Below are 20,219 nucleotides of genomic sequence, written 5' to 3'. Positions count from 1 at the left end.
AGAACCAAATAAAACAATAAAATCAATAAAGAGAGCTACGGCAATCATTGCAATGAGGCCACGCATTTTTTGACTTTTTTTCATGATAGACTCCTTTTTGTGTTATAAATATATCACACTTAAATTTATGTTATAAATATATCACACTTAAATTTAGAAAGCAAGAATTTATGTGCCAAGGTGACAATTATTTGAAAAAATTTTTTAATAAAAGACCTCGTTAGTCAAACAACTAAAGAATTCTTTGAAGTGATGCATCGGATTTGGTTTGGATAGTTTCGTTAATAGTATTTGATGATAAAGAATTTTTGGAAAATCTAGATACTGTATGAAACTCTACTTTTTTATTAGGCTGTTATAAAGTCTGTCAGAATAAGCTTTGTAGGTGTAGAAGTTAATTTTTTCTTTCTAATTTATTCCTATTAGTCTAAAAAATTTAAAAATTTTAAAGTCTGTCAAGTTTTTTTCTTGACACCTCTCAGAAATCTGCTATAATAGAACATGTGCTAAATAGCTCAGCTATTTCACCGAACTAAAAAAATAAAAGAAAAGAGATATTAAAAATGGCAGTAAAAATCCGTTTGACTCGTATGGGTTCTAAGAAAAAACCTTTCTACCGTATTAACGTAGCAGATTCACGTTCACCACGTGATGGACGTTTCATCGAAACAGTTGGAACTTACAACCCACTTGTTGCTGAAAACCAAGTAACTTTGAAAGAAGATCGCGTTCTTGCATGGTTGGCTGATGGAGCTCAACCTTCAGATACAGTACGCAACATCCTTTCAAAAGAAGGCGTATTGAAGAAATTCCACGATTCTAAATTCTCTAAATAATTCTAAAGTAGGTTGACAGATGGATACGATTGAAAATCTCATTATTGCAATTGTGAAACCTTTGATTTCACAACCAGATGCCTTAACTATCAAGATTGAAGATACACCAGAATTTTTGGAGTATCATTTGGATCTTGACCAAAGCGATGTGGGTCGTGTGATTGGTCGTAAGGGTCGCACTATCTCTGCGATAAGAACGATTGTCTACTCTGTCCCAACTGAAGACAAAAAAGTAAGAATCGTTATTGATGAAAAATAAAAAAGCGAGACGGATGTCTCGCTTTTTTGCTAGGAGTAGGATATGAAGGATTTAACAGTTAGACAACTACAAGACTATTTGCTAGAACATTACCAGCAATCTAGAAAAGAAGAAGGGCTCTTTATAAAACTAGTTGAAGAAGTTGGTGAAGTAGCCGAGGTTTTAAATGGACGTTCTGGACGAAAAGAGGGAGTTCAGGACTCAAATGAGGAACTTGCTAAAGAACTTGCTGATATTATTCATTATACGGTTGCAATCGCAGCTATCAACGATATTGACCTAACCAAGACCATTTTTGAAAAAGATAAAAAAGCTGCCATCAAGTATCACCATGAACGAGATTTGGAAGGATATTTGAGAAATAATGGACACTGATTATTTTCTAAAAATAGATTGGGCAATGTATATTGATTGGTTATTGCGAATTGTACAGATTTTGACGTTTATCGGTGTAATTTTAAAAATTAGTTTTCAGAATAAAGCATATATCAATAATATTGAAATTCAGGCAATTAAACCAATCGAATTTGATTCCTTACATACAAGATTTCATCATATTTATGAGTTTAAACATGATGAAAATGATAAACATTATCACCATTTGATTTTTTATCCAAAGGAAGTTGATATTGAAATTGTAGAATTTTATTCTTTAGCCTATGATTCAAAAAGTAATCGATTAGTTGTTAACGATAAACTGCATACAGTTAAAAATTTAAAGAATTATACATGTCTATTGATTCATACAAATTTACCTGAGAATATACCTAGTTTAAGGATGAAATGGAAGACAAGTCAGGGTCAAATCGGGGAGTATACATTTTATAGTAATATGTATAACGGGAATATAAATATTTCTTCTTTCAAATATAAATTAACATTAAAGAGGAAACTACTAGCACTTTTGGGATTATAGCTGATTTTTCTCCAACTTGTGAAAATACCTAGAACGTGATAAAATAAAGGGAGAAACATACACAGGAGATCAAATGAACTATTTTAACGTTGGAAAAATCGTCAATACACAAGGTTTACAAGGTGAGATGAGAGTCTTATCTGTGACGGATTTTTCGGAAGAACGCTTTAAAAAAGGTGCAGAACTTGCCTTATTTGATGAGAAGGATCAATTTGTTAAAACAGTGACTATCGCAAGTCACCGTAAGCATAAAAACTTTGATATCATCAAATTTAAGGATATGTATCACATCAATGATATCGAAAAATACAAGGGCCACAGTTTGAAGGTTGCGGAAGAAAACCTTAATGATCTAGATGAGGGTGAATTTTACTATCACGAGATTATTGGATTAGAGGTCTACGAGGGTGACAACTTGATTGGAACTATTAAGGAAATCCTTCAACCAGGTGCCAATGATGTCTGGGTAGTTAAGCGTAAGGGAAAACGCGATCTGCTTTTACCATATATCCCACCGGTTGTCCTTAATGTTGATATTCCTAATAAGCGCGTGGATGTAGAACTCTTAGAAGGGTTAGACGATGAAGATTGATATTTTAACCCTCTTTCCAGAGATGTTCTCTCCACTAGAACATTCTATCGTTGGAAAGGCCCGTGAAAAGGGACTTCTTGACATCCAGTATCATAATTTTCGTGAATATGCTGAAAAGGCCCGTCATGTGGATGATGAACCCTACGGTGGTGGTCAAGGGATGTTGCTACGTGCGCAGCCAATCTTTGATGCCTTTGATGCTATTGAAAAGAAGAATCCGCGCGTGATTCTTTTGGATCCTGCTGGTAAGCAGTTTGATCAAGCCTATGCTGAAGATTTAGCCCAAGAAGAAGAACTCATCTTTATCTGTGGTCACTACGAGGGCTATGATGAACGCATTAAGACCTTGGTAACAGATGAGATTTCTCTTGGTGATTATGTTCTAACTGGTGGAGAACTGGCAGCAATGACCATGATTGATGCGACGGTTCGCTTGATACCAGAAGTAATTGGGAAGGAAACCAGTCACCAAGATGATAGCTTTTCATCTGGCCTTCTTGAATATCCTCAGTACACACGTCCTTATGACTATCGTGGCATGGTGGTTCCAGAAGTGCTTATGAGTGGGCATCATGAGAAGATTCGTCAATGGCGTCTCTATGAAAGTCTCAAAAAAACTTATGAGCGTAGACCAGATTTGTTGGAACATTACGAATTAACAGCAGAAGAAGCAAAAATGTTAGCGGACATTAAAGAAAATACAAATTAAAAGGAGAAGCCTATGCAAGTCATTAAACGTGATGGACAAGTTGCCGACTTTGATCCAGATAAAATCTATCAAGCCATTCTCAAAGCTGCTCAAACAGTTTATGTTTTGACAGATGATTTACGTCAAAATCTAGCTCAGGTAACTAAGAAGGTTGTCTTGGATCTAGAAGAGGCAAAAGTGGAGCGTGCGACAATCAGCATGATTCAATCAATGGTTGAGCATCGCTTGCTTGGTGCAGGTTACATCACCATCGCTGAACACTATATCTCTTACCGTTTGCAACGGGATTTAGAGAGAAGTGGTTACGGAGAACACATTGCTGTTCACCTTCATTTTGAACAAATTCGTTAATAGAAAAGAGTGAGATGAAGTAAACTCATCTCACTCTTTCTTAAATCGATTTTTTTGGGCTGTTTGGACAGTCGAGGGAACAAAACTCACTTTCTGAATATCTGGGATTCGAATAATGCGGGTCACATTTTTTGCAAAATTTTTAACGATAATTTGCTGGCGGTCCGTATCATATTTGATGATATCCCCTGTAAAACTCGTATCGGAAAAAATAATGTGGACAGCAGTTTTTTTTAGGAGCGCCTCTTTAATGGCACTAGTCAGGGAGTCATCTTTGGAATGATCTGGTTCTTCTCGCCCGTCGAGAAAGCTTTGGAACTTTTGTTGAATGTGTTTAAATAAATCTTTCATCGGAGCCTCCCTTCTTTTTACCATTATATACAATTTTAAAAAAATCTACAAGATTTTACGAATAATCAAGTGAAGACAATCAAAAGGAGAATACAATGGCAGAATTTACATTTGAAATCGAAGAACACTTACTTACGCTCTCAGAGAATGAAAAAGGTTGGACCAAGGAAATCAATCGTGTCAGCTTTAATGGAGCACCAGCAAAGTTTGACATTCGTGCTTGGAGTCCAGACCACACTAAGATGGGGAAAGGAATCACCCTCTCAAACGAAGAGTTTCAAGTGATGGTCGATGCCTTCAAAAATCAATAAGCAATCATAAAAAAACAGACGAAAGGAGGTTGGGAGAAAATTCCCGACCTCCTTTCTTTATTTATGTGAAAAGTAGGGTTGATTACTAAGACGTTGAAGGAGTGGTCGTCCAATAAAACTAATGGCAATAATTTTTGCAAGATCAGGAATGATAAAGGGAAGCACACCGACAGCGAGAGCCTTGTCAATAGGCATACCAGCGAGGAAGTGGAGACTGAGAATACCACCGACAAAGACAAGGGAATCCCCTAAGAGATTGGCTAGGAAAATACGTACAACACCACTATTTGTGTGTGTTAGATAAGATGCAAGTCCTGCATAGACTAGGTCAAACCAAAGATAACCAGCACTTGGTCCTACTAAAACATGGAAACCAGCTCCTCCACCAGCAAAGACAGGAAGACCAATGGCACCCAGTAAGAGATAGATTCCAACAGAGAGAACAGCTTCCCTTGGTCGAAAAACAGTAGCGATGAGTCCGATAGCAAAGTTTTGCAGAGTAAATGGTACAGGTCCAATTGGGATACTGATTTGGGCTAATACTGCAATCAGAGCAGCCCCAATAGCAGGAATAGCGTAAATGTGTGCTTTTTTCATAATAGTTAACCTCTTTTGTAATTTATAGTAACTATTATACTTTAAGAAACATAATTGTCAACCTGTTTTAAAAATAAAGGTTACAAATTTGTAACGGCCGATTTAGACAAAAAAGTCGGCTAGGATTTTTTTCAGAACACATATTACCCTTATGGAGCTTGGCTACCATATGGTGAATAAACCTTAGGAATCCTGATGGAAAAGAGTTCTCTAATTTGCTCTAGTAAAAGAAAAAGATTGAAGAAAATGGTCCAAAATAGACTTATTCTTCAATCTGAATGACCGAGATGATCTCATTTAAAATTATTAACGCATAGTCACAAACTCTTCTGAGCCAGTTGGATGGATAGCAACTGTAGCGTCAAAATCAGCTTTTGTAGCGCCCATCTTGATTGCTACTGCAAAACCTTGAATCATTTCATCAACGCCGTAGCCGATACCATGAAGGCCAACAACCTTTTCGTTCGTACCAGCTGTAACGAGCTTGAAGCGAGCTTCTTGTCGGTGGCTGGTAACTGCAGAATACATAGATGCAAATTTTGAAGTATAGACTTTGATGTTTTCTTGTCCATACTCTTTAATGGCTTCTTCCTCAGTTAGACCGACAGTTCCAATAGCTGGGTGTGAAAAGACAACCGTTGGAATAGTAGTGTAGTCCATTTTGGCATTGGTTTTTCCATTGAAAAGTCTTTCGGATAGGGTACGTCCAGCCTTGATAGCAACAGGAGTCAGTTCTTTTTCACCTGTCACATCGCCAAGGGCGTAGATACCATCAACGACTGTGTTTTGGTATTCGTCTACTTGGATGAAGCCACGTTCGTTGAGGATAACGCCTGCCTTTTCTAGCTGGAGTCCTTCAACGTTTGGACGGCGGCCAGTTGCCCAGATAACTTGACTGGCAGTATGAGTACTACCATCTTCGAAATGAATGGTAATGCCTTGTTCAGTTTCTTCAAGTTTAGCAGGAACCTTATGGGTGTGGAGGTTTAATCCAGTATTTTCCATTTCTTGAACTAGACTCTCAACAATATAACTATCAAATCCACGAAGCGGACGCTCGCGACGTACGAAAAGATCAGTCTTTACACCAAGGGTATGGAGCACGCCAGCCAATTCGACTGCAATGTAACCAGCACCTAGAATGGCTACCGATTCAGGCAACTCTTCCCAAGCAAAGACATCATCAGAACTACCACCTAGTTCAGCACCAGGAATGGCAGGAATATGAGGATGTGCCCCAGTCGCAATCACGATATGCTTAGCGTGAATCAACTCACCATTGACACTGACTGTATGAGCATCAACGAACTCGGCGCGTCCTTCAATCAAATCAACTCCGTTACGCTTAAAGCTTCCACCATAAGAAGAGCGAGCACGATCAATATAGGCTTCACGATTTTTACGAAGCCTTGCATAATCAAATTCATTGCCAGTACTTGTAAAACCATAGTCAGGTCCATATTTGTGGATGCTCTCTGCGATTTGAGCTCCATACCACATGATTTTCTTAGGAACGCAGCCAATATTGACACAGGTTCCACCTAATTTCTTTTCCTCAATAACTGCCGCTTTAGCACCATGCTCACCAGCACGATTCATGGTAGCAATACCTCCGCTACCTCCACCGATAGCAATAATATCATATTCTCTCATAGAAAGCTCCTTTATTTGTTTTCTAGTCATATTCTATCTTTTTTTGGGAGTCAATGCAAAAATCTGCTACGCTTAAAAATTTTAAGAAAATGCTTGCAAAAATAAAAAAGAAAGTGTATTATATAACTAATACAACAATAAAAGATTTAGCAAATGTTTTTGGATAATGAGAAATAAATTGTCCATTTTTAGGATATGTGCTATAATCTTAACATATATATTTATAAAAGGGGTATTGCTATGAAAAGAAAGTCAAAAGCTAAGAAATGGCCTTTATTTACTGCTATTGGAGTGGCGTCAGTTCTTGTAGTGGGTGCAGCTGCTGTTCTTCTGTTAAGACAACCAAACCAAAGTGCAGCAAAAGATGAAACTGCTAAGATTGTCCTTGCTAAAGAGGGGGCTGTGGCATCTTCAGTTCTCCTATCGGGGAGTGTTACTGCTCAGAATGAACAATACATTTATTATGATGCAAGCAAGGGTGACTTGGACGAGGTCTTGGTTTCTGTTGGAGATCAGGTCAGCGAAGGACAGGCTCTTGTCAAGTATAGTAGCACAGAAGCCCAGGCTGCCTATGATGCTGCCAGTCGTGCTGTTGCTAAAGCTAACCGTCATATCAATGAACTGAATGAGTCTCGAAATACCGCCGCAGCAACACCTAGCCTTCCGCAAGCAGGTCTAGAAGGAGCAACTGGCCAAGCGCCAGCTCAGTCATCAGGTTCTGCCACAGCTGCTATTGATTCTCAAATCAGCGACGCTCGTGATGTGCGTGCAGATGCAGAAGCGCAACTCGAAAAAGCTCAAGCCCAGTTGAATGCTGCTACGGTATTGAGTACGGTGGAGGGAACAGTTGTTGAAGTGAATCGGAACGTTTCAAAATCTCCAACAGGAAATAGTCAAGTTTTGGTGCATATTGTAAGTAACGATAACTTGCAGGTTAAGGGAGAGCTTTCTGAGTACAACCTTGCAAACCTTTCTGTCGGTCAAGAAGTCACTTTCACCTCCAAGGTTTACCCAGATAAAACTTGGAATGGTAAGATTAGCTATATTTCAAATTATCCAAAAAATAACAGTGAAGCAAGCAGTAGCTTAGCTGGTTCAAACACAGGTTCTAAATACCCATATACAGTCGATGTAACTAGTGAAATCGGTGATTTGAAACAGGGCTTTACAGTCAGTGTTGAAGTAAAAAGCACTAGCAAAGCATTGATTGTTCCGATCACCAGCGTAGTCATGGAAGAAGATAAAAACTATGTTTGGATCCTTGATGAAAATCAAAAGGCCAAAAAAGTTGAAGTTGGATTGGGCAATGCAGATGCAGAAAATCAAGAAATCACATCTGGTCTGACAGATGGAGCAAAAGTCATCAGTAATCCGACAGCTTCCTTGCAAGAAGGAAAAGAGGTGAAGACTGATGAAGCAACTAATTAGCCTCAAAAATATCTGTCGTAGCTATCGCAATGGTGATCAAGAACTTCAAGTCCTTAAAAACATTAATCTAGAAGTTCACGAGGGAGAATTTGTAGCAATCATGGGACCATCAGGTTCTGGTAAGTCCACCCTCATGAATACCATCGGTATGTTAGATACCCCTACAAGTGGTCAGTATTTTCTAGATGGAAAAGAAGTAGCTGGTTTAGGTGAAAAACAATTAGCCAAGGTTCGAAATCAAGAAATCGGCTTTGTCTTTCAACAATTCTTTCTCTTGTCCAAGCTCAATGCTCTTCAAAACGTAGAATTGCCCTTGATTTATGCTGGAGTTTCAGCTTCAAAACGTCGCAAATTAGCAGAAGAGTATCTGGAAAAGGTTGAACTGACCGAGCGTAGCCATCATTTACCTTCGGAGTTGTCAGGTGGTCAGAAGCAAAGGGTTGCCATTGCGCGTGCATTGGTCAATAATCCTTCGATTATCTTGGCAGATGAACCTACTGGAGCCTTAGATACTAAAACTGGAAATCAGATCATGCAACTCTTAGTTGAATTAAACAAAGAAGGAAAAACCATTATCATGGTTACGCATGAGCCTGAGATCGCTGCTTATGCCAAACGTCAAATCGTCATTCGTGATGGCGTCATTTCATCTGATAGTGGTCTCGTAGAAAAGGAGGAAAACTAAGATGCAGAATCTGAAATTTGCCTTTTCATCCATTATGGCCCACAAGATGCGGTCTTTCTTGACCATGATCGGGATTATCATCGGTGTATCCTCCGTTGTCGTGATTATGGCCTTAGGTGATTCCATGTCTCGTCAGGTCAATAAAAATATGACCAAGTCCCAGAAAGATATCCATGTCTTTTTCTCACCTACAAAGAGTAAGGACGGTTCATTTACACAAAGACAATCTGCATTGACCTTGTCTGGTGGTCAAGAAGAAAATTTTGTTGAACCACCAAAACCTCAAGAAGCATGGGTCAAGGAAGCTGCTAAGCTCAAGGGAGTGGATAGCTACTATGTGACCAACTCAGCCAATGTGACCTTGACTTATAAGGATAAAAAGGTCGAACACGCTAACATGACGGGTGGGAATGTCACCTATATGGATGCGGTCGAAAATGAAATCATTGCAGGTCGTGGCCTTAGAGCGCAAGATTATAAGGATTTCGCAAGTGTGATTATCCTAGATGAAGAACTAGCCAATAGCCTTTTTGGTTCAGCAAAAGATGCGCTTAATCAGATTATTGAAGTAAACGAAATTAGTTACCGTGTTATTGGTGTTTATGCAAGTAAGGAAGCCAAGGCAGCCAAAGCCTTTGGAGTCGGAGGACTACCAATCACGACCAATATTTCCTTAGCAGCTAATTTTAACACAGATGAGATTTCAAATATTGTCTTCCGTGTCAATGATACTAGCTTGACCCAGACTTTAGGACCAGAGTTGGCAAGAAGAATGACAGAGATTGCAGGTCTTCAACAAGGGGAATATCAGGTTGCAGATGCGTCTGCAGCCTTCCAAGAAGTTCAACAACTCTTTGGCTTCATAACAACGATTATTAGTGCTATTGCGGGGATTTCCCTTTTTGTCGGTGGTACTGGTGTTATGAACATTATGCTTGTTTCAGTGACAGAGCGTACCCGTGAGATTGGTCTACGTAAAGCGCTAGGAGCAACACGTGGGAATATTCTGGTTCAATTTTTGATTGAATCCATGATTTTGACCATGTTAGGTGGATTCATCGGTCTGGTGCTTGCTGCAGGGGTGACCATGCTTGCAGGAGTTCTTCTTCAAAATATGATTGCAGGAATCGAAGTTGGAGTATCCATCCCAATCGCTCTCTTTAGCTTAGCTGTCTCAGCTGGCATCGGTATGATATTTGGTGTTCTACCAGCCAATAAGGCTTCTAAGTTAGATCCGATTGAAGCTCTTCGCTATGAATAAGATAATCAACAGGAAAAACAAGATGGACATCAGTCTGTCTTGTTTTTGTATGGATTTCCTTATCGAAAATCATCAAAATATGATATAATGAAGTGTTAGAAAAACAGGTTTCATTTGCCTGGAAAGGAAAAATTATGTCTGAAAAGAATTTTTATATTACAACACCGATTTACTATCCATCTGGTAAACTTCATATCGGTTCTGCCTACACGACTATCGCCTGTGATGTCCTAGCTCGCTACAAACGCCTGATGGGCTACGATGTCTTTTATCTGACTGGTCTTGATGAACATGGCCAAAAGATTCAACAAAAAGCAGAAGAAGCTGGCATCACACCTCAAGCCTATGTTGATGGCATGGCAGTTGGAGTTAAAGAACTCTGGAAATTATTGGATATCTCATACGATAAATTTATCCGTACAACTGATGACTACCATGAAAAAGTAGTGGCTCAAGTTTTTGAACGCTTGCTTGCTCAAGATGATATTTACTTGGGTGAATACTCTGGTTGGTATTCAGTTTCAGATGAGGAATTCTTTACAGAAAGTCAACTTGCGGAAGTTTTCCGTGACGACTCTGGAAATGTAACTGGTGGTATCGCTCCATCAGGCCACGAAGTGGAATGGGTTTCAGAAGAATCTTACTTCCTTCGCCTCAGCAAATACCAAGACCGTTTGGTCGAATTTTTCAAATCACATCCTGACTTCATCACTCCTGATGGCCGTCTTAATGAAATGCTACGTAACTTCATTGAGCCTGGTTTGGAAGACTTAGCAGTTTCTCGTACAACCTTTACCTGGGGTGTACCTGTCCCGTCAAATCCAAAACACGTTGTCTATGTATGGATCGATGCCCTTCTTAACTATGCGACAGCTCTTGGTTATGGTCAAGATGAGCATGGTAACTTTGATAAGTTCTGGAATGGAACCGTCTTCCACATGGTAGGAAAAGACATTCTTCGTTTCCACTCAATCTACTGGCCAATCCTTCTTATGATGTTGGATATCAAATTACCTGACCGTTTGATTGCCCATGGTTGGTTCGTCATGAAAGACGGAAAGATGTCTAAGTCTAAAGGGAACGTTGTCTACCCTGAAATGCTGGTAGAACGCTATGGTCTAGATCCACTTCGTTACTACCTCATGCGTAGCCTTCCAGTTGGTTCAGACGGAACCTTCACTCCAGAAGACTATGTAGGCCGTATCAACTATGAATTGGCCAATGACCTTGGAAACCTTCTTAACCGCACGGTTTCAATGATTAACAAGTATTTTGATGGGCAAATCCCTGCCTATGTAGAGGGTGTGACAGACTTTGACAATGCACTTGCTCAAGTGGCAGAACAATCAATCGCTGACTACCATACCTACATGGAAGCAGTTGACTATCCACGTGCGCTTGAAGCAGTTTGGACTCTTATCTCACGTACCAACAAATACATCGATGAGACAGCTCCATGGGTACTGGCTAAGGATGAAGCTCATCGTGACCAATTGGCCAGTGTTATGAGTCACTTGGCAGCCAGCCTTCGTGTCGTAGCCCACTTGATTGAGCCATTTATGATGGAAACCAGTCATGCAGTCTTGACTCAACTTGGTCTAGCAGAAGTTTCTAGCCTTGAAAATTTGAGTTTATCTGATTTCCCTGAAAATGTCACTGTAGTTGCCAAAGGAACACCTATCTTCCCACGTCTGGATATGGAAGAAGAAATCGCCTATATCAAGGAACAAATGGAAGGTAACAAGCCAGCCGTCGAAAAAGAATGGAATCCAGATGAAGTTGAACTCAAACTCAACAAGGATGAAATCAAATTTGAAGACTTCGATAAGGTTGAAATCCGTGTTGCAGAGGTCAAAGAAGTTTCTAAAGTAGAAGGCTCTGATAAATTGCTTCAATTCCGCTTAGATGCTGGTGATAGTGAAGACCGTCAAATTCTTTCTGGTATTGCGAAATTCTATCCAAACGAACAAGAATTGGTCGGCAAGAAAGTCCAAATCGTTGCCAACCTTAAACCTCGTAAGATGATGAAAAAATATGTCAGCCAAGGGATGATCCTCTCAGCTGAACATGATGGCAAATTAACCCTTCTCACAGTTGATCCAGCTGTACCAAACGGAAGTGTGATTGGCTAAGATCTAAAAGGACCAGTTTAAGCTGGTTCTTTTCTTTTGTGAGATAGCAGTTGATAAAAGTGTCATTCTGCTTTATAATGAAGAAAAACGGAGGAATTTGCCATGAGATACATTACATTTGGTCAAGAGAAAAGAGAACTATCAGAAATTGTCCTAGGCATGATGCGAATCAGTGACAAGTCGGTCAAAGAAGTGGAGGATCTGGTAGAAACAGCCCTATCTGTCGGAATAAATGCCTTTGACTTGGCAGATATCTATGGTGGAGGTCGTTGCGAAGAATTACTAGGTCAAGTGTTAAACAATCGTCCTGACCTGCGAGAAAAGATGTGGATTCAGTCTAAGTGTGGCATTCGCATAGAAGAATTTACCTATTTTGATTTTTCAAAAGATTATATTTTAGAGTCAGTTGATGGGATTCTACAACGATTGCAGGTTGATTACCTAGATAGCTTGCTTCTCCATCGTCCAGATGCTTTGATGGAAGCTGACCAAGTGGCAGAAGCCTTTGAAATCTTACACAAATCAGGTAAAGTTCGAGACTTCGGTGTGTCCAATCAAAATCCTATGATGATGGAATTACTGAAGAAAGAGGTCAAACAACCTTTATCTATCAATCAATTACAACTAAGCGCAGCTTTCACGCCAGGATTTGAATCAGGTTTCCATGTCAATATGGAAGGTGACAAGGCAGCTTTGCGTGATGGTAGCGTCTTTGAATACTGCAAACTAAATGACATGGTCATTCAGGCTTGGTCAGTCTTGCAGTTTGGCTATTTTAAGGGCAATTTTGTTGGAAAAGAGCAATTTCATGATCTAAATGAGGTTCTAAATCGACTAGCTTTAAAATACGGTGTGAGCCCATCAGCCGTTGCTATTGCCTGGGTGTTACGCTACCCAGCTAAGATGCAAGCGGTGGTAGGGACAACAAATCCAAAACACTTGCTAGAAGTCAGCCAAGCAAGTAACCTGACTCTAACACGAAAAGAATGGTATGAGATTTACCTAGCAGCTGGGAATGATTTGCCTTAGAAACTAAAGAAATATTTTATAAAGAGCGAGGTAGGATCTCGCTCTTTTTATATTTGTAAAAATATTTATATAATTGTTTGAAAATGCAAACTATATATGGTAAAATTGTATAAAATAACAATATAATAAACATTTTAATAAAATAGGGGCATTTGAAATGAAAAGAATAGTTTTGACTTCTGTTGTTTTACTTTCATTACTGACATCTGTTGGCTGCTCGAAACATAAGGAAGAGGCGAAAGTAGCTGAACCTGTAACGACTGAACAGACTACGCAGGATAATACAAAGTTATACAAGGAAGCTGGCTTACTTACTTTTAAAAATGAAAAACAGCTAGAACTCGGGGAACTTGATTCAAAATCCCGTGCAACTTATGCTCACATTCAGCTAAAAGATAGTGATGAGCCTAAAGAAAAGAGAGAAGCTAAATTAACCTTTGATCCAGTTGGATGGCATAACTATAAATTTTACTACGGAGATGGTTCTAAAGAGGCTTGGCTGATGAATCGCGGTCATTTAGTTGGGTATCAATTTAGTGGACTTAACGATGAAGGCCGCAATCTAGTTCCTATGACAGCTTGGTTAAATACAGGTGCCTTTACTGGAACGGATGACAAAAATCAAAGTAGCATGCTCTATTATGAAAATGGGCTTGATTCATGGCTTGCAAATCATCCAAACTATTACCTTGACTATAAGGTGACAGCTGTCTATAAGGATAATGAATTGATTCCAAGACAGATTATCTTACAGTACGTAGGAATTGATCAGGATGGAAATTTGCTTGAAATTAAATTAGGTAGTAGCAAGGAAAAAATTGATAAGTATTCCGTAACCCATGTCGCCTTGGATAACGTTTCAGCCAATGCTGAAATAAATTATGCAGATGGTACTGCAAAGAATACGGTCAAGTCAGCTGAAGAACGCGCTGCAGAGCTTAAGGCAGCCGAGGAAAAAGCCAAGAAAGAGGCTGAAGAAAAAGAAGCACAAGAAAAAGCTAAAAAAGAAGCAGAAGAGAAGGCTAAAGAAGAACAGACACAGCAGGAAACTGAAGCACCAGCACCAGCAGAAGAAGAATCACAAAGTAGTAATACAGGTGGCTACTTTAGAGATAGAAATGGAAGATGGCATCGACCAAATGGAAAGTTTGCCTCTAAAAAGGAAATTAGAGAAGCTGGATTGCAATGGTGATAGTTTTCTCAAGTTATATAAATCAGAATAATCACAGTCAAAAAGCCGTTGGAAAACGGTTTTTTGTTATAATTAAATTAAGATTCATAGATAACAAAGGAGAAAAACATGACATTTGAAGAAATTTTGCCTGGACTAAAGGCTAAGAAAAAATATGTACGTACTGGCTGGGGTGGGGCTGAAAACTATGTCCAACTTTTTGACACTATCGAGCAAAACGGGGTCGCTCTTGAAGTGACACCCTATTTCCTCATCAACGTATCTGGAGAAGGGGAAGGTTTTTCCATGTGGAGTCCGACACCTTGTGATGTCCTAGCGACGGATTGGGTTGAAGTCTATGACTAAACGTGTCTTAGTTACGGGCGTTAGTTCAGGGATTGGTCTGGCTCAAGCTCGACTCTTTTTAGAAAATGGTTATCAAGTTTTTGGTGTGGATCAGGGTGAAAAGCCTGCCTTGAAAGGCGACTTTCACTTTCTACAACGTGATTTAACACTTGACTTAGAACCAATTTTTGATTGGTGCCCTCGAGTCGATATTCTTTGTAATACGGCAGGTGTATTGGATGGCTACAAACCCTTATTGGAACAATCAGCCCAAGAAATTCAAGAGATTTTTGAAATAAACTATGTAACTCCAGTAGAGTTGACCCGCTATTATCTGACAAACATGCTGGAACATAAACATGGGATTATCATCAATATGTGCTCCATCGCTTCAAATCTAGCAGGCGGTGGTGGTCACGCCTATACCTCTTCTAAACATGCCTTGGCTGGATTTACCAAGCAATTAGCTTTGGACTATGCAGAAGCAGGTATCCAGGTCTTTGGGATTGCTCCTGGTGCAGTCAAAACTGGTATGACCGCAGCAGACTTTGAACCAGGTGGTCTAGCAGACTGGGTAGCTAGTGAAACACCCATCAAACGCTGGATAGAACCAGAAGAAGTAGCAGAGATTAGCCTCTTTTTAGCAAGTGGGAATGCATCTGCCATGCAGGGGCAAATTCTCACTATTGATGGTGGATGGTCTTTGAAGTAGCAGAGTTGCTATTCTGTAAATATGTGGAGGTGAGCCATGAAAAGAAATGAGTTTGGATTTGTCTTGCCCAATCTCTACTATCAGTTTTTATCAGAGTGGGAAGAGATTGACCCCTATGAAATTGGAGATACAGGTATCTGTTTGTATGCTCAAGGGGATCTCCAGGAGCGTAATGAGACATATCAGATTGAGGAAGTAGAGTCAGATTACTTTATGATTGGACAAGAAGGAGATTTGGCTTACTTTATCAAGAAAAATTCTGATGATTGCATTTATGAAAATGATTTGGGAGCTTTAGGTTCTTTAAAAATGAAAAAAGTTGCTACTACAGTCTATGACTTTATTGATAAGGTACAAAAAGAAGAATTGTAGAAAACTGAAGGGAGTAATCATGTTTAGGATGCTTGATGAAGATTCACCGATTTCAAAAGAAGACCTTTTACAATTTGAGGAGATTCTTGAGAAGAAATTACCAGAGGCTATGATGGACTTTTATCTCAAGTACAACGGTGGTCAGCCCCAAGTAAGTGGTGTCCACGATGAACATCACCTCTTTCCTTTCAATTCCTTTAATTCACTTGAGGAAATGAGGAAGTCTCTTACATGGTATGACGATGAGGCTGTGCCTGCAGGATTTAGGGCTACAGGCCTTCTCCATTTCGCCTATGATCCTGGTTCTGGCACTTACGCTCTTTCTCTAAGGGAAGAGGATTATGGCAAGGTGTATTTCTATGTTTTAGAAGAAAAAGCCGAGATCTATGGTCAATGGGCTTCTTTTGAGGAATTTTTGAACTCTTTTGTTGAAGAGTGAGTTTAAAAAGGAGACGGGATGCGAAAACACCAAGAACTTTCACTAGAGCAGATAATCGAGCAGGTGCGCGTAGATCAATTAGTATCAGATGATTTTTGCCTCTATGGCAAGGAGGATGGAGAACTGAAACTGGATTGCCTTTATTGGGTATCAGATTATCCGGATGTAGTGGACGACTCTGATGTCTACCCAGCTGATGCATCGGAGCAAGATCTCCAGCTAGTCTACTATGGAGAGCAGTTGATTGATGTCCTTGCAGTCGCACTTGAGGAAAAGCCAGATGCAAGTCTCCAAGACTTGGTCGAAGCTTTGAATTATTATAATCAGCATGATAGCTTTATGCCTTTTGATTCTGATTAGCTCTCCTAGATTTATGGAGTTCCGTTACCAATAAACGTTTTCATAAGGAGTTAAGAAATGATGGATTACAAAAACATAAATGAAATAATTGCCCCTTTTAACCTGCTTGTATATGATGATGATCCTGAAAATGTTCGAGGGTCGCTCATTTATTACCCTGATGGAGAATACAGACAGGAAGTATTTGACACTCGAGAAGAGGAGGGATTTGAAGGAAATGGCTACGATTGGACATCTTTAGCTTTGGTATTTTTGGAGGAGAAAATGCCTGAATTAAGCGAAGCTATCGACTTTGATCCTGAAGGAAGTATGTTTTGCGCCTATTCTTCCAAGGTGGACGCTTTGGCTAGATTTGCTCTTGGCTTTAAAGAGTTTTGTGATGATATCAACACTATGAAAGACTTGTTCAGTCGAGCAGAGTTGGATTAGTTGACTAAAATCTCTTTAAATTTTTAAAAAAAGAATAGAAAGGATTTCAAATGAAGCTACCAGAAGTAGTTGAACAAATGGAAAAACATCCAGATCTACATCTCTATCTAGATAAAATTTTAAAAAAGAATAAGAAAACCCAAGTTAGCTATCTCGAGTCGCTGAATCATCTGGCCTATTTACTTTATCTGGATGGTCAAGAGAAAATGGCTAAGAAATTGTTGGAGAGTGTCATACAAGTCCCATTTGAAGGAAATTATAACACTTGGACCTTTGTTGATAGCTCTCTGGTTTTATTGGCCTATATGGAAAGAGAGGCAGAAAATAAGCTGTCTGCCTATAAAAAACTGCTTTTATCCCCATTAAAACAAGGGGAGGAATCCACTCAAAAAATAAGAAGGAGAGTTCATCAGAGATTTTTAAATGGTGATAGCTTGGAGCAAAAGCTTGCAAAAATCGAGCAAGCTTCAAGTCTTGAATCAGAAATGAAACGTCGTCTGCTATACTTGACAGATTTATTGAAGATTCACCTCTTTATTGCTGAGTCAACGTGTGAAGAGACAGATATTCAGGCAAAAATTGAAGAGAATATGGAGATACTGAAGAAGTATATCAAGGAACATGAAATCTATAGCCTCTTTCCTTTTAAGGGATAAAGTGAGCTAGCAATCTTTGACTTTTAGAAAGAGTGGAATATGGAAATCAAAAATCACTTTGGTGTCTATGGCATTTGCTATGAGAAAGGAAAATTACTCTGTATTGAGAAAACGAGAGGACCTTATCAACATCGTTTTGATTTACCTGGTGGTAGTCAGGAAGCAGGTGAAGGGCTGACAGAAACCCTCAAGAGAGAAGTTTTGGAAGAGACAGGCTATACTCTTAGCCGTTCTTCAAATCCTAGGATTTATGATGTGATGGTTCAAGAAGAGGGGCAAGACTTCGCAGTACATCATATCATGGCCTTTTATGATATCGTACTTGATTTAGAAGGCTCTCAAAAATCCCTTCCTCATGAAGTTCTTGACGGAAGCAATGATTCAGCAAAGGCAATTTGGCTTCCTCTTGAACAGATTACCCAAGAAAATGCCTCCCCCTTAGTATTGAAGGTAAAGGCGGAGTTAGAAGGATTTTCAGAATTGGACATGACAAGCTATAAGAATTGGAAAGTAAAATAGAGGGACAATGGAACTATTTAAAACATGGAAGAAATATATGGTTCTCTATGGTCTTAAATCTCAAATCGGGACTGTTTATCGAAACAGTGATAGGACAACGAGCTTTTATGATATTGGGAATTTTCTATACCTAGCAGGGGAGTTGGCTTCCAGATTTTGGGAAGATTTTGTTAGGCAATATGGTTTAGATTATAAGATTATTATTTCAGAAGACACTAAGTGGCAAAATTTTCTGCATCGGCAAGAGGGGTTAATTTCTTTTACTCGCTATTCTTTTAAGGATAAGGCAAATTTTCAAGTTGAACTTCTAAATGATCTAGTTACTCATATAGAGGAAGGTTACAATATTGTACCTATTGATAATCGTATTTATAACTGCCTTTCTGAGGAAGAATGGTCACAAGATTTACAAGGGAATTTTGAGTCCTACCAAGATTTTGCTTTAAAAGGTGGATTTGGCTTTGTTATTCTTAAAAATAATGAAGTGATTGCTGGGATTTCCTCAGGGTTAGTTTACCACGGAGCAGTTGAAGTGGAAGTTGCAACTAGGCCAGACAAACAAGGAAATGGATTTGCTAAAAAACTTGGTGCTGCAATGATTCTAGAGAGTTTAAATAGAGATATGTTTCCACTTTGGGATGCTCATAACGAGGCTTCCAAAAAAGTAGCAGAATTTTTAGGATACGAGTTAGCTGAACCTTATGAAGCTTTTGAACTAGAGGAAAGTGTCATATAATGATATGTGATAATGTATCTTTTAAGACGAGGTGAATGGCTATGAAAAACCAGCTGGCTCTTAGTGGCGAAAGAATTGTTGAAAAAGTTTACCCACAACTATTGCACCACGTCGGCATGATTCGTGGGGAATACTTGCTGAGAGAGCTCAACCAAAACATCCTGTTACCAAGTTGTCAGCAATTTGTAAAAGATTATCTAGACACTATTTGCCATTTGTACCCAGATGAAGAAGTCTGGTATCGCTTTTCAGAGTTAACAAATGCAGAAGCAAATTGTCTAGACGGGACTAAAGAGTATTTTGATGAACGCCACCCCTTATTTGGATATAGAGGAACTAGGCGTTTACTGGCGTGTTTGGATGAATTTCATGATGAAGCACATGTTGTTACAGAAGTTTATCAAACCAATCCCAATCTGTCTGTTATTTTTCCTTTTGTCAATGATGCCGACCAATTAAGACAAGCTATTAAAGTGTTGCGCCAGCATGGTTTTACTGGAAAAGTTGGAACAATGATTGAATTACCATCAGCTTATTTTGACTTGGACAGGATACTGGAAACGGGTATTTCAAAGATTGTAGTGGGAATGAATGATTTGACTTCTTTTGTTTTTGCGACTGTGAGGAACAGTCAATGGCATGATATGGAAAGTCCCATTATGTTAGAAATGCTGAGACAGATGCAGGATAAAGCAAGGATGAAAAAGATAGATTTCGCCGTAGCAGGATATCTGAATGCTTTTTTCATACAAAAAATGAATCAAATGGATATCAAGTGCATGATCCACTACAGTTCTATTCCAGAGATTTTTGATTTAAAAATTGACCATCCAGACCATCTCAAACGTGTAAAAGAAGAAAGTAAAAAAATACAAAGGAGCAACCTATGACACCTCAAGAACTGTGGAATGCCTACAAGCAAATCAACCCCTCTATCGGAGATGAGATAGATGCCTGGGCCTTTGGAGTGGATCCAGACCTTTTAGCGGATCTGGTGTTTACAGGCGAAAAAACGGCAACTGCCTCAGCTTACGATCTTTACGCAGTAGAGGACGAACCCCTTCCACAAGAAGGAACTTTTGATGTTATTTTAGACAGTAAGGATCAAGCTGTTTGCATCGTCGAAATTACAAAGGTTTCCGTTCAGCCTTTCCATCAGGTTTCAGCCGACCATGCCTACAAGGAAGGTGAGGGAGACAAATCTTTAGCCTATTGGCGTCAGGTTCATGAGGACTTTTTCACCGAGTGGATGAGGGAGGCTGGGCTGACTTTTACTCCTGACAGCAAGGTTGTTTTAGAAGAATTTCGCAAGGTCTACCCTCTGTAGACTACTAGAAGGAAGAAAGTTTTGGAAATCACCGTCCAAAGCT

Annotated in this window: 28 protein-coding genes and 1 pseudogene; 25 read left to right on the top strand and 4 right to left on the bottom strand. The window is 39.4% G+C overall.

What is annotated here, in order from left to right:
- Positions 1-84, bottom strand: a pseudogene (locus tag E7C97_RS04360) (DUF3796 domain-containing protein); the annotation flags it as partial.
- 479 nt (positions 85-563) lie between these two features.
- Between E7C97_RS04360 and rpsP the strand changes: the two are divergent.
- From rpsP to E7C97_RS04325, 7 genes are all read left to right on the top strand, one after another.
- Positions 564-836 (top strand): 30S ribosomal protein S16, encoded by a 273-nt coding sequence (rpsP, locus tag E7C97_RS04355; RefSeq protein WP_000268760.1) that lies wholly within the window; start codon positions 564-566, stop codon positions 834-836.
- A gap of 19 nt (positions 837-855) precedes the next feature.
- Positions 856-1,095: an RNA-binding protein KphA gene (gene kphA, locus E7C97_RS04350; protein WP_000379617.1), complete on the top strand. Its 240-nt coding sequence runs from the start codon at positions 856-858 to the stop codon at positions 1,093-1,095.
- 42 nt (positions 1,096-1,137) lie between these two features.
- Positions 1,138-1,470 carry a MazG nucleotide pyrophosphohydrolase domain-containing protein gene (locus tag E7C97_RS04345; protein ID WP_316108273.1) on the top strand — a complete coding sequence of 111 codons (333 nt, stop codon included), beginning with the start codon at positions 1,138-1,140 and terminating at the stop codon, positions 1,468-1,470.
- Positions 1,460-2,011, top strand: a complete 552-nt coding sequence (locus E7C97_RS04340; RefSeq protein WP_195183273.1) for a hypothetical protein — start codon at positions 1,460-1,462, stop codon at positions 2,009-2,011. Before E7C97_RS04345 ends, E7C97_RS04340 begins: the two co-directional genes overlap by 11 nt.
- 73 nt (positions 2,012-2,084) lie before the next feature.
- The gene (gene rimM / locus E7C97_RS04335; protein WP_316108272.1) at positions 2,085-2,603 is read left to right on the top strand and encodes a ribosome maturation factor RimM; all 519 of its coding nucleotides are present in this window, start codon (positions 2,085-2,087) and stop codon (positions 2,601-2,603) included.
- Positions 2,593-3,312, top strand: a complete 720-nt coding sequence (trmD, locus tag E7C97_RS04330) for a tRNA (guanosine(37)-N1)-methyltransferase TrmD (RefSeq protein ID WP_049502991.1) — start codon at positions 2,593-2,595, stop codon at positions 3,310-3,312. Before rimM ends, trmD begins: the two co-directional genes overlap by 11 nt.
- Before the next feature lie 12 nt (positions 3,313-3,324).
- Positions 3,325-3,663: an ATP cone domain-containing protein gene (locus E7C97_RS04325; protein WP_001196044.1), complete on the top strand. Its 339-nt coding sequence runs from the start codon at positions 3,325-3,327 to the stop codon at positions 3,661-3,663.
- Between the two features lie 30 nt (positions 3,664-3,693).
- On the opposite strand, the gene E7C97_RS04320 is transcribed toward E7C97_RS04325, so the two are convergent.
- Complete coding sequence (locus E7C97_RS04320; RefSeq protein WP_316108271.1) at positions 3,694-4,014, bottom strand: hypothetical protein; 321 nt, start codon at positions 4,012-4,014, stop codon at positions 3,694-3,696.
- A 95-nt stretch (positions 4,015-4,109) separates the two neighbouring features.
- Here E7C97_RS04320 and E7C97_RS04315 point away from each other — a divergent pair, with 95 nt between their 5' ends.
- Complete coding sequence (locus E7C97_RS04315; protein WP_000807425.1) at positions 4,110-4,325, top strand: YdbC family protein; 216 nt, start codon at positions 4,110-4,112, stop codon at positions 4,323-4,325.
- Between the two features lie 57 nt (positions 4,326-4,382).
- Here the strand turns inward: E7C97_RS04315 and E7C97_RS04310 are convergent, their stop codons facing one another.
- A complete protein-coding gene (locus E7C97_RS04310; protein ID WP_316108270.1) occupies positions 4,383-4,922 on the bottom strand; it encodes a biotin transporter BioY in 540 nt (179 codons plus the stop codon).
- A gap of 306 nt (positions 4,923-5,228) precedes the next feature.
- On the bottom strand, positions 5,229-6,575 hold the full coding sequence (gene gor, locus E7C97_RS04305; RefSeq protein WP_316108269.1) for a glutathione-disulfide reductase: 1,347 nt from the start codon (positions 6,573-6,575) through the stop codon (positions 5,229-5,231).
- 240 nt (positions 6,576-6,815) lie between these two features.
- On the opposite strand from gor, the gene E7C97_RS04300 reads away from it, so the two are divergent.
- The 17 genes from E7C97_RS04300 to E7C97_RS04220 all read left to right on the top strand — a co-directional run bounded on the left by E7C97_RS04300 (position 6,816) and on the right by E7C97_RS04220 (position 20,176).
- Positions 6,816-8,003, top strand: coding sequence for an efflux RND transporter periplasmic adaptor subunit (locus E7C97_RS04300; protein WP_316108268.1), 1,188 nt, complete (start codon positions 6,816-6,818; stop codon positions 8,001-8,003).
- A complete protein-coding gene (locus E7C97_RS04295) occupies positions 7,987-8,688 on the top strand; it encodes an ABC transporter ATP-binding protein (protein ID WP_045615203.1) in 702 nt (233 codons plus the stop codon). The genes E7C97_RS04300 and E7C97_RS04295 overlap by 17 nt, the downstream gene beginning before the upstream one ends.
- A gap of 1 nt (position 8,689) precedes the next feature.
- Positions 8,690-9,949 (top strand): ABC transporter permease, encoded by a 1,260-nt coding sequence (locus E7C97_RS04290; RefSeq protein WP_316108267.1) that lies wholly within the window; start codon positions 8,690-8,692, stop codon positions 9,947-9,949.
- Between the two features lie 134 nt (positions 9,950-10,083).
- Positions 10,084-12,081 carry a methionine--tRNA ligase gene (gene metG / locus E7C97_RS04285; RefSeq protein WP_316108266.1) on the top strand — a complete coding sequence of 666 codons (1,998 nt, stop codon included), beginning with the start codon at positions 10,084-10,086 and terminating at the stop codon, positions 12,079-12,081.
- Between the two features lie 102 nt (positions 12,082-12,183).
- A complete protein-coding gene (locus E7C97_RS04280; protein WP_075228648.1) occupies positions 12,184-13,110 on the top strand; it encodes an aldo/keto reductase family oxidoreductase in 927 nt (308 codons plus the stop codon).
- Positions 13,111-13,267: 157 nt separating this feature from the next.
- Entirely contained in the window at positions 13,268-14,302 is a 1,035-nt protein-coding gene (locus tag E7C97_RS04275) for a DNA/RNA non-specific endonuclease (RefSeq protein WP_075227742.1), read from the top strand.
- A 108-nt stretch (positions 14,303-14,410) separates the two neighbouring features.
- Positions 14,411-14,647 (top strand): DUF2829 domain-containing protein, encoded by a 237-nt coding sequence (locus tag E7C97_RS04270; protein WP_033684947.1) that lies wholly within the window; start codon positions 14,411-14,413, stop codon positions 14,645-14,647.
- Entirely contained in the window at positions 14,640-15,338 is a 699-nt protein-coding gene (locus tag E7C97_RS04265; RefSeq protein ID WP_075227741.1) for a 3-oxoacyl-ACP reductase, read from the top strand. The genes E7C97_RS04270 and E7C97_RS04265 overlap by 8 nt, the downstream gene beginning before the upstream one ends.
- Before the next feature lie 36 nt (positions 15,339-15,374).
- Positions 15,375-15,710 (top strand): hypothetical protein, encoded by a 336-nt coding sequence (locus E7C97_RS04260; protein ID WP_075228651.1) that lies wholly within the window; start codon positions 15,375-15,377, stop codon positions 15,708-15,710.
- Positions 15,711-15,729: 19 nt separating this feature from the next.
- Positions 15,730-16,149 (top strand): SMI1/KNR4 family protein, encoded by a 420-nt coding sequence (locus E7C97_RS04255; protein WP_075228652.1) that lies wholly within the window; start codon positions 15,730-15,732, stop codon positions 16,147-16,149.
- Positions 16,150-16,167: 18 nt separating this feature from the next.
- Positions 16,168-16,509 carry a hypothetical protein gene (locus tag E7C97_RS04250; RefSeq protein WP_075228653.1) on the top strand — a complete coding sequence of 114 codons (342 nt, stop codon included), beginning with the start codon at positions 16,168-16,170 and terminating at the stop codon, positions 16,507-16,509.
- A gap of 57 nt (positions 16,510-16,566) precedes the next feature.
- Positions 16,567-16,938: an Imm51 family immunity protein gene (locus E7C97_RS04245; RefSeq protein ID WP_075228654.1), complete on the top strand. Its 372-nt coding sequence runs from the start codon at positions 16,567-16,569 to the stop codon at positions 16,936-16,938.
- A 50-nt stretch (positions 16,939-16,988) separates the two neighbouring features.
- Positions 16,989-17,594 (top strand): DUF6707 family protein, encoded by a 606-nt coding sequence (locus E7C97_RS04240; RefSeq protein ID WP_316108265.1) that lies wholly within the window; start codon positions 16,989-16,991, stop codon positions 17,592-17,594.
- A gap of 39 nt (positions 17,595-17,633) precedes the next feature.
- Positions 17,634-18,113 carry an NUDIX hydrolase gene (locus E7C97_RS04235; protein WP_316108264.1) on the top strand — a complete coding sequence of 160 codons (480 nt, stop codon included), beginning with the start codon at positions 17,634-17,636 and terminating at the stop codon, positions 18,111-18,113.
- Between the two features lie 7 nt (positions 18,114-18,120).
- Positions 18,121-18,849 (top strand): GNAT family N-acetyltransferase, encoded by a 729-nt coding sequence (locus E7C97_RS04230; protein ID WP_316108263.1) that lies wholly within the window; start codon positions 18,121-18,123, stop codon positions 18,847-18,849.
- Positions 18,850-18,890: 41 nt separating this feature from the next.
- The gene (locus E7C97_RS04225; protein WP_316108262.1) at positions 18,891-19,739 is read left to right on the top strand and encodes a putative PEP-binding protein; all 849 of its coding nucleotides are present in this window, start codon (positions 18,891-18,893) and stop codon (positions 19,737-19,739) included.
- Positions 19,736-20,176 carry an ASCH domain-containing protein gene (locus tag E7C97_RS04220; protein WP_316108261.1) on the top strand — a complete coding sequence of 147 codons (441 nt, stop codon included), beginning with the start codon at positions 19,736-19,738 and terminating at the stop codon, positions 20,174-20,176. Before E7C97_RS04225 ends, E7C97_RS04220 begins: the two co-directional genes overlap by 4 nt.
- The last annotated feature ends 43 nt before the right edge of the window (positions 20,177-20,219 follow it).

Source organism: Streptococcus sp., from assembly GCF_032481935.1.
Classification (GTDB): domain Bacteria; phylum Bacillota; class Bacilli; order Lactobacillales; family Streptococcaceae; genus Streptococcus.
The sequence above is the reverse complement of the archived record's forward strand: the minus strand, read 5'-3'. Positions and strand labels throughout refer to the sequence as shown.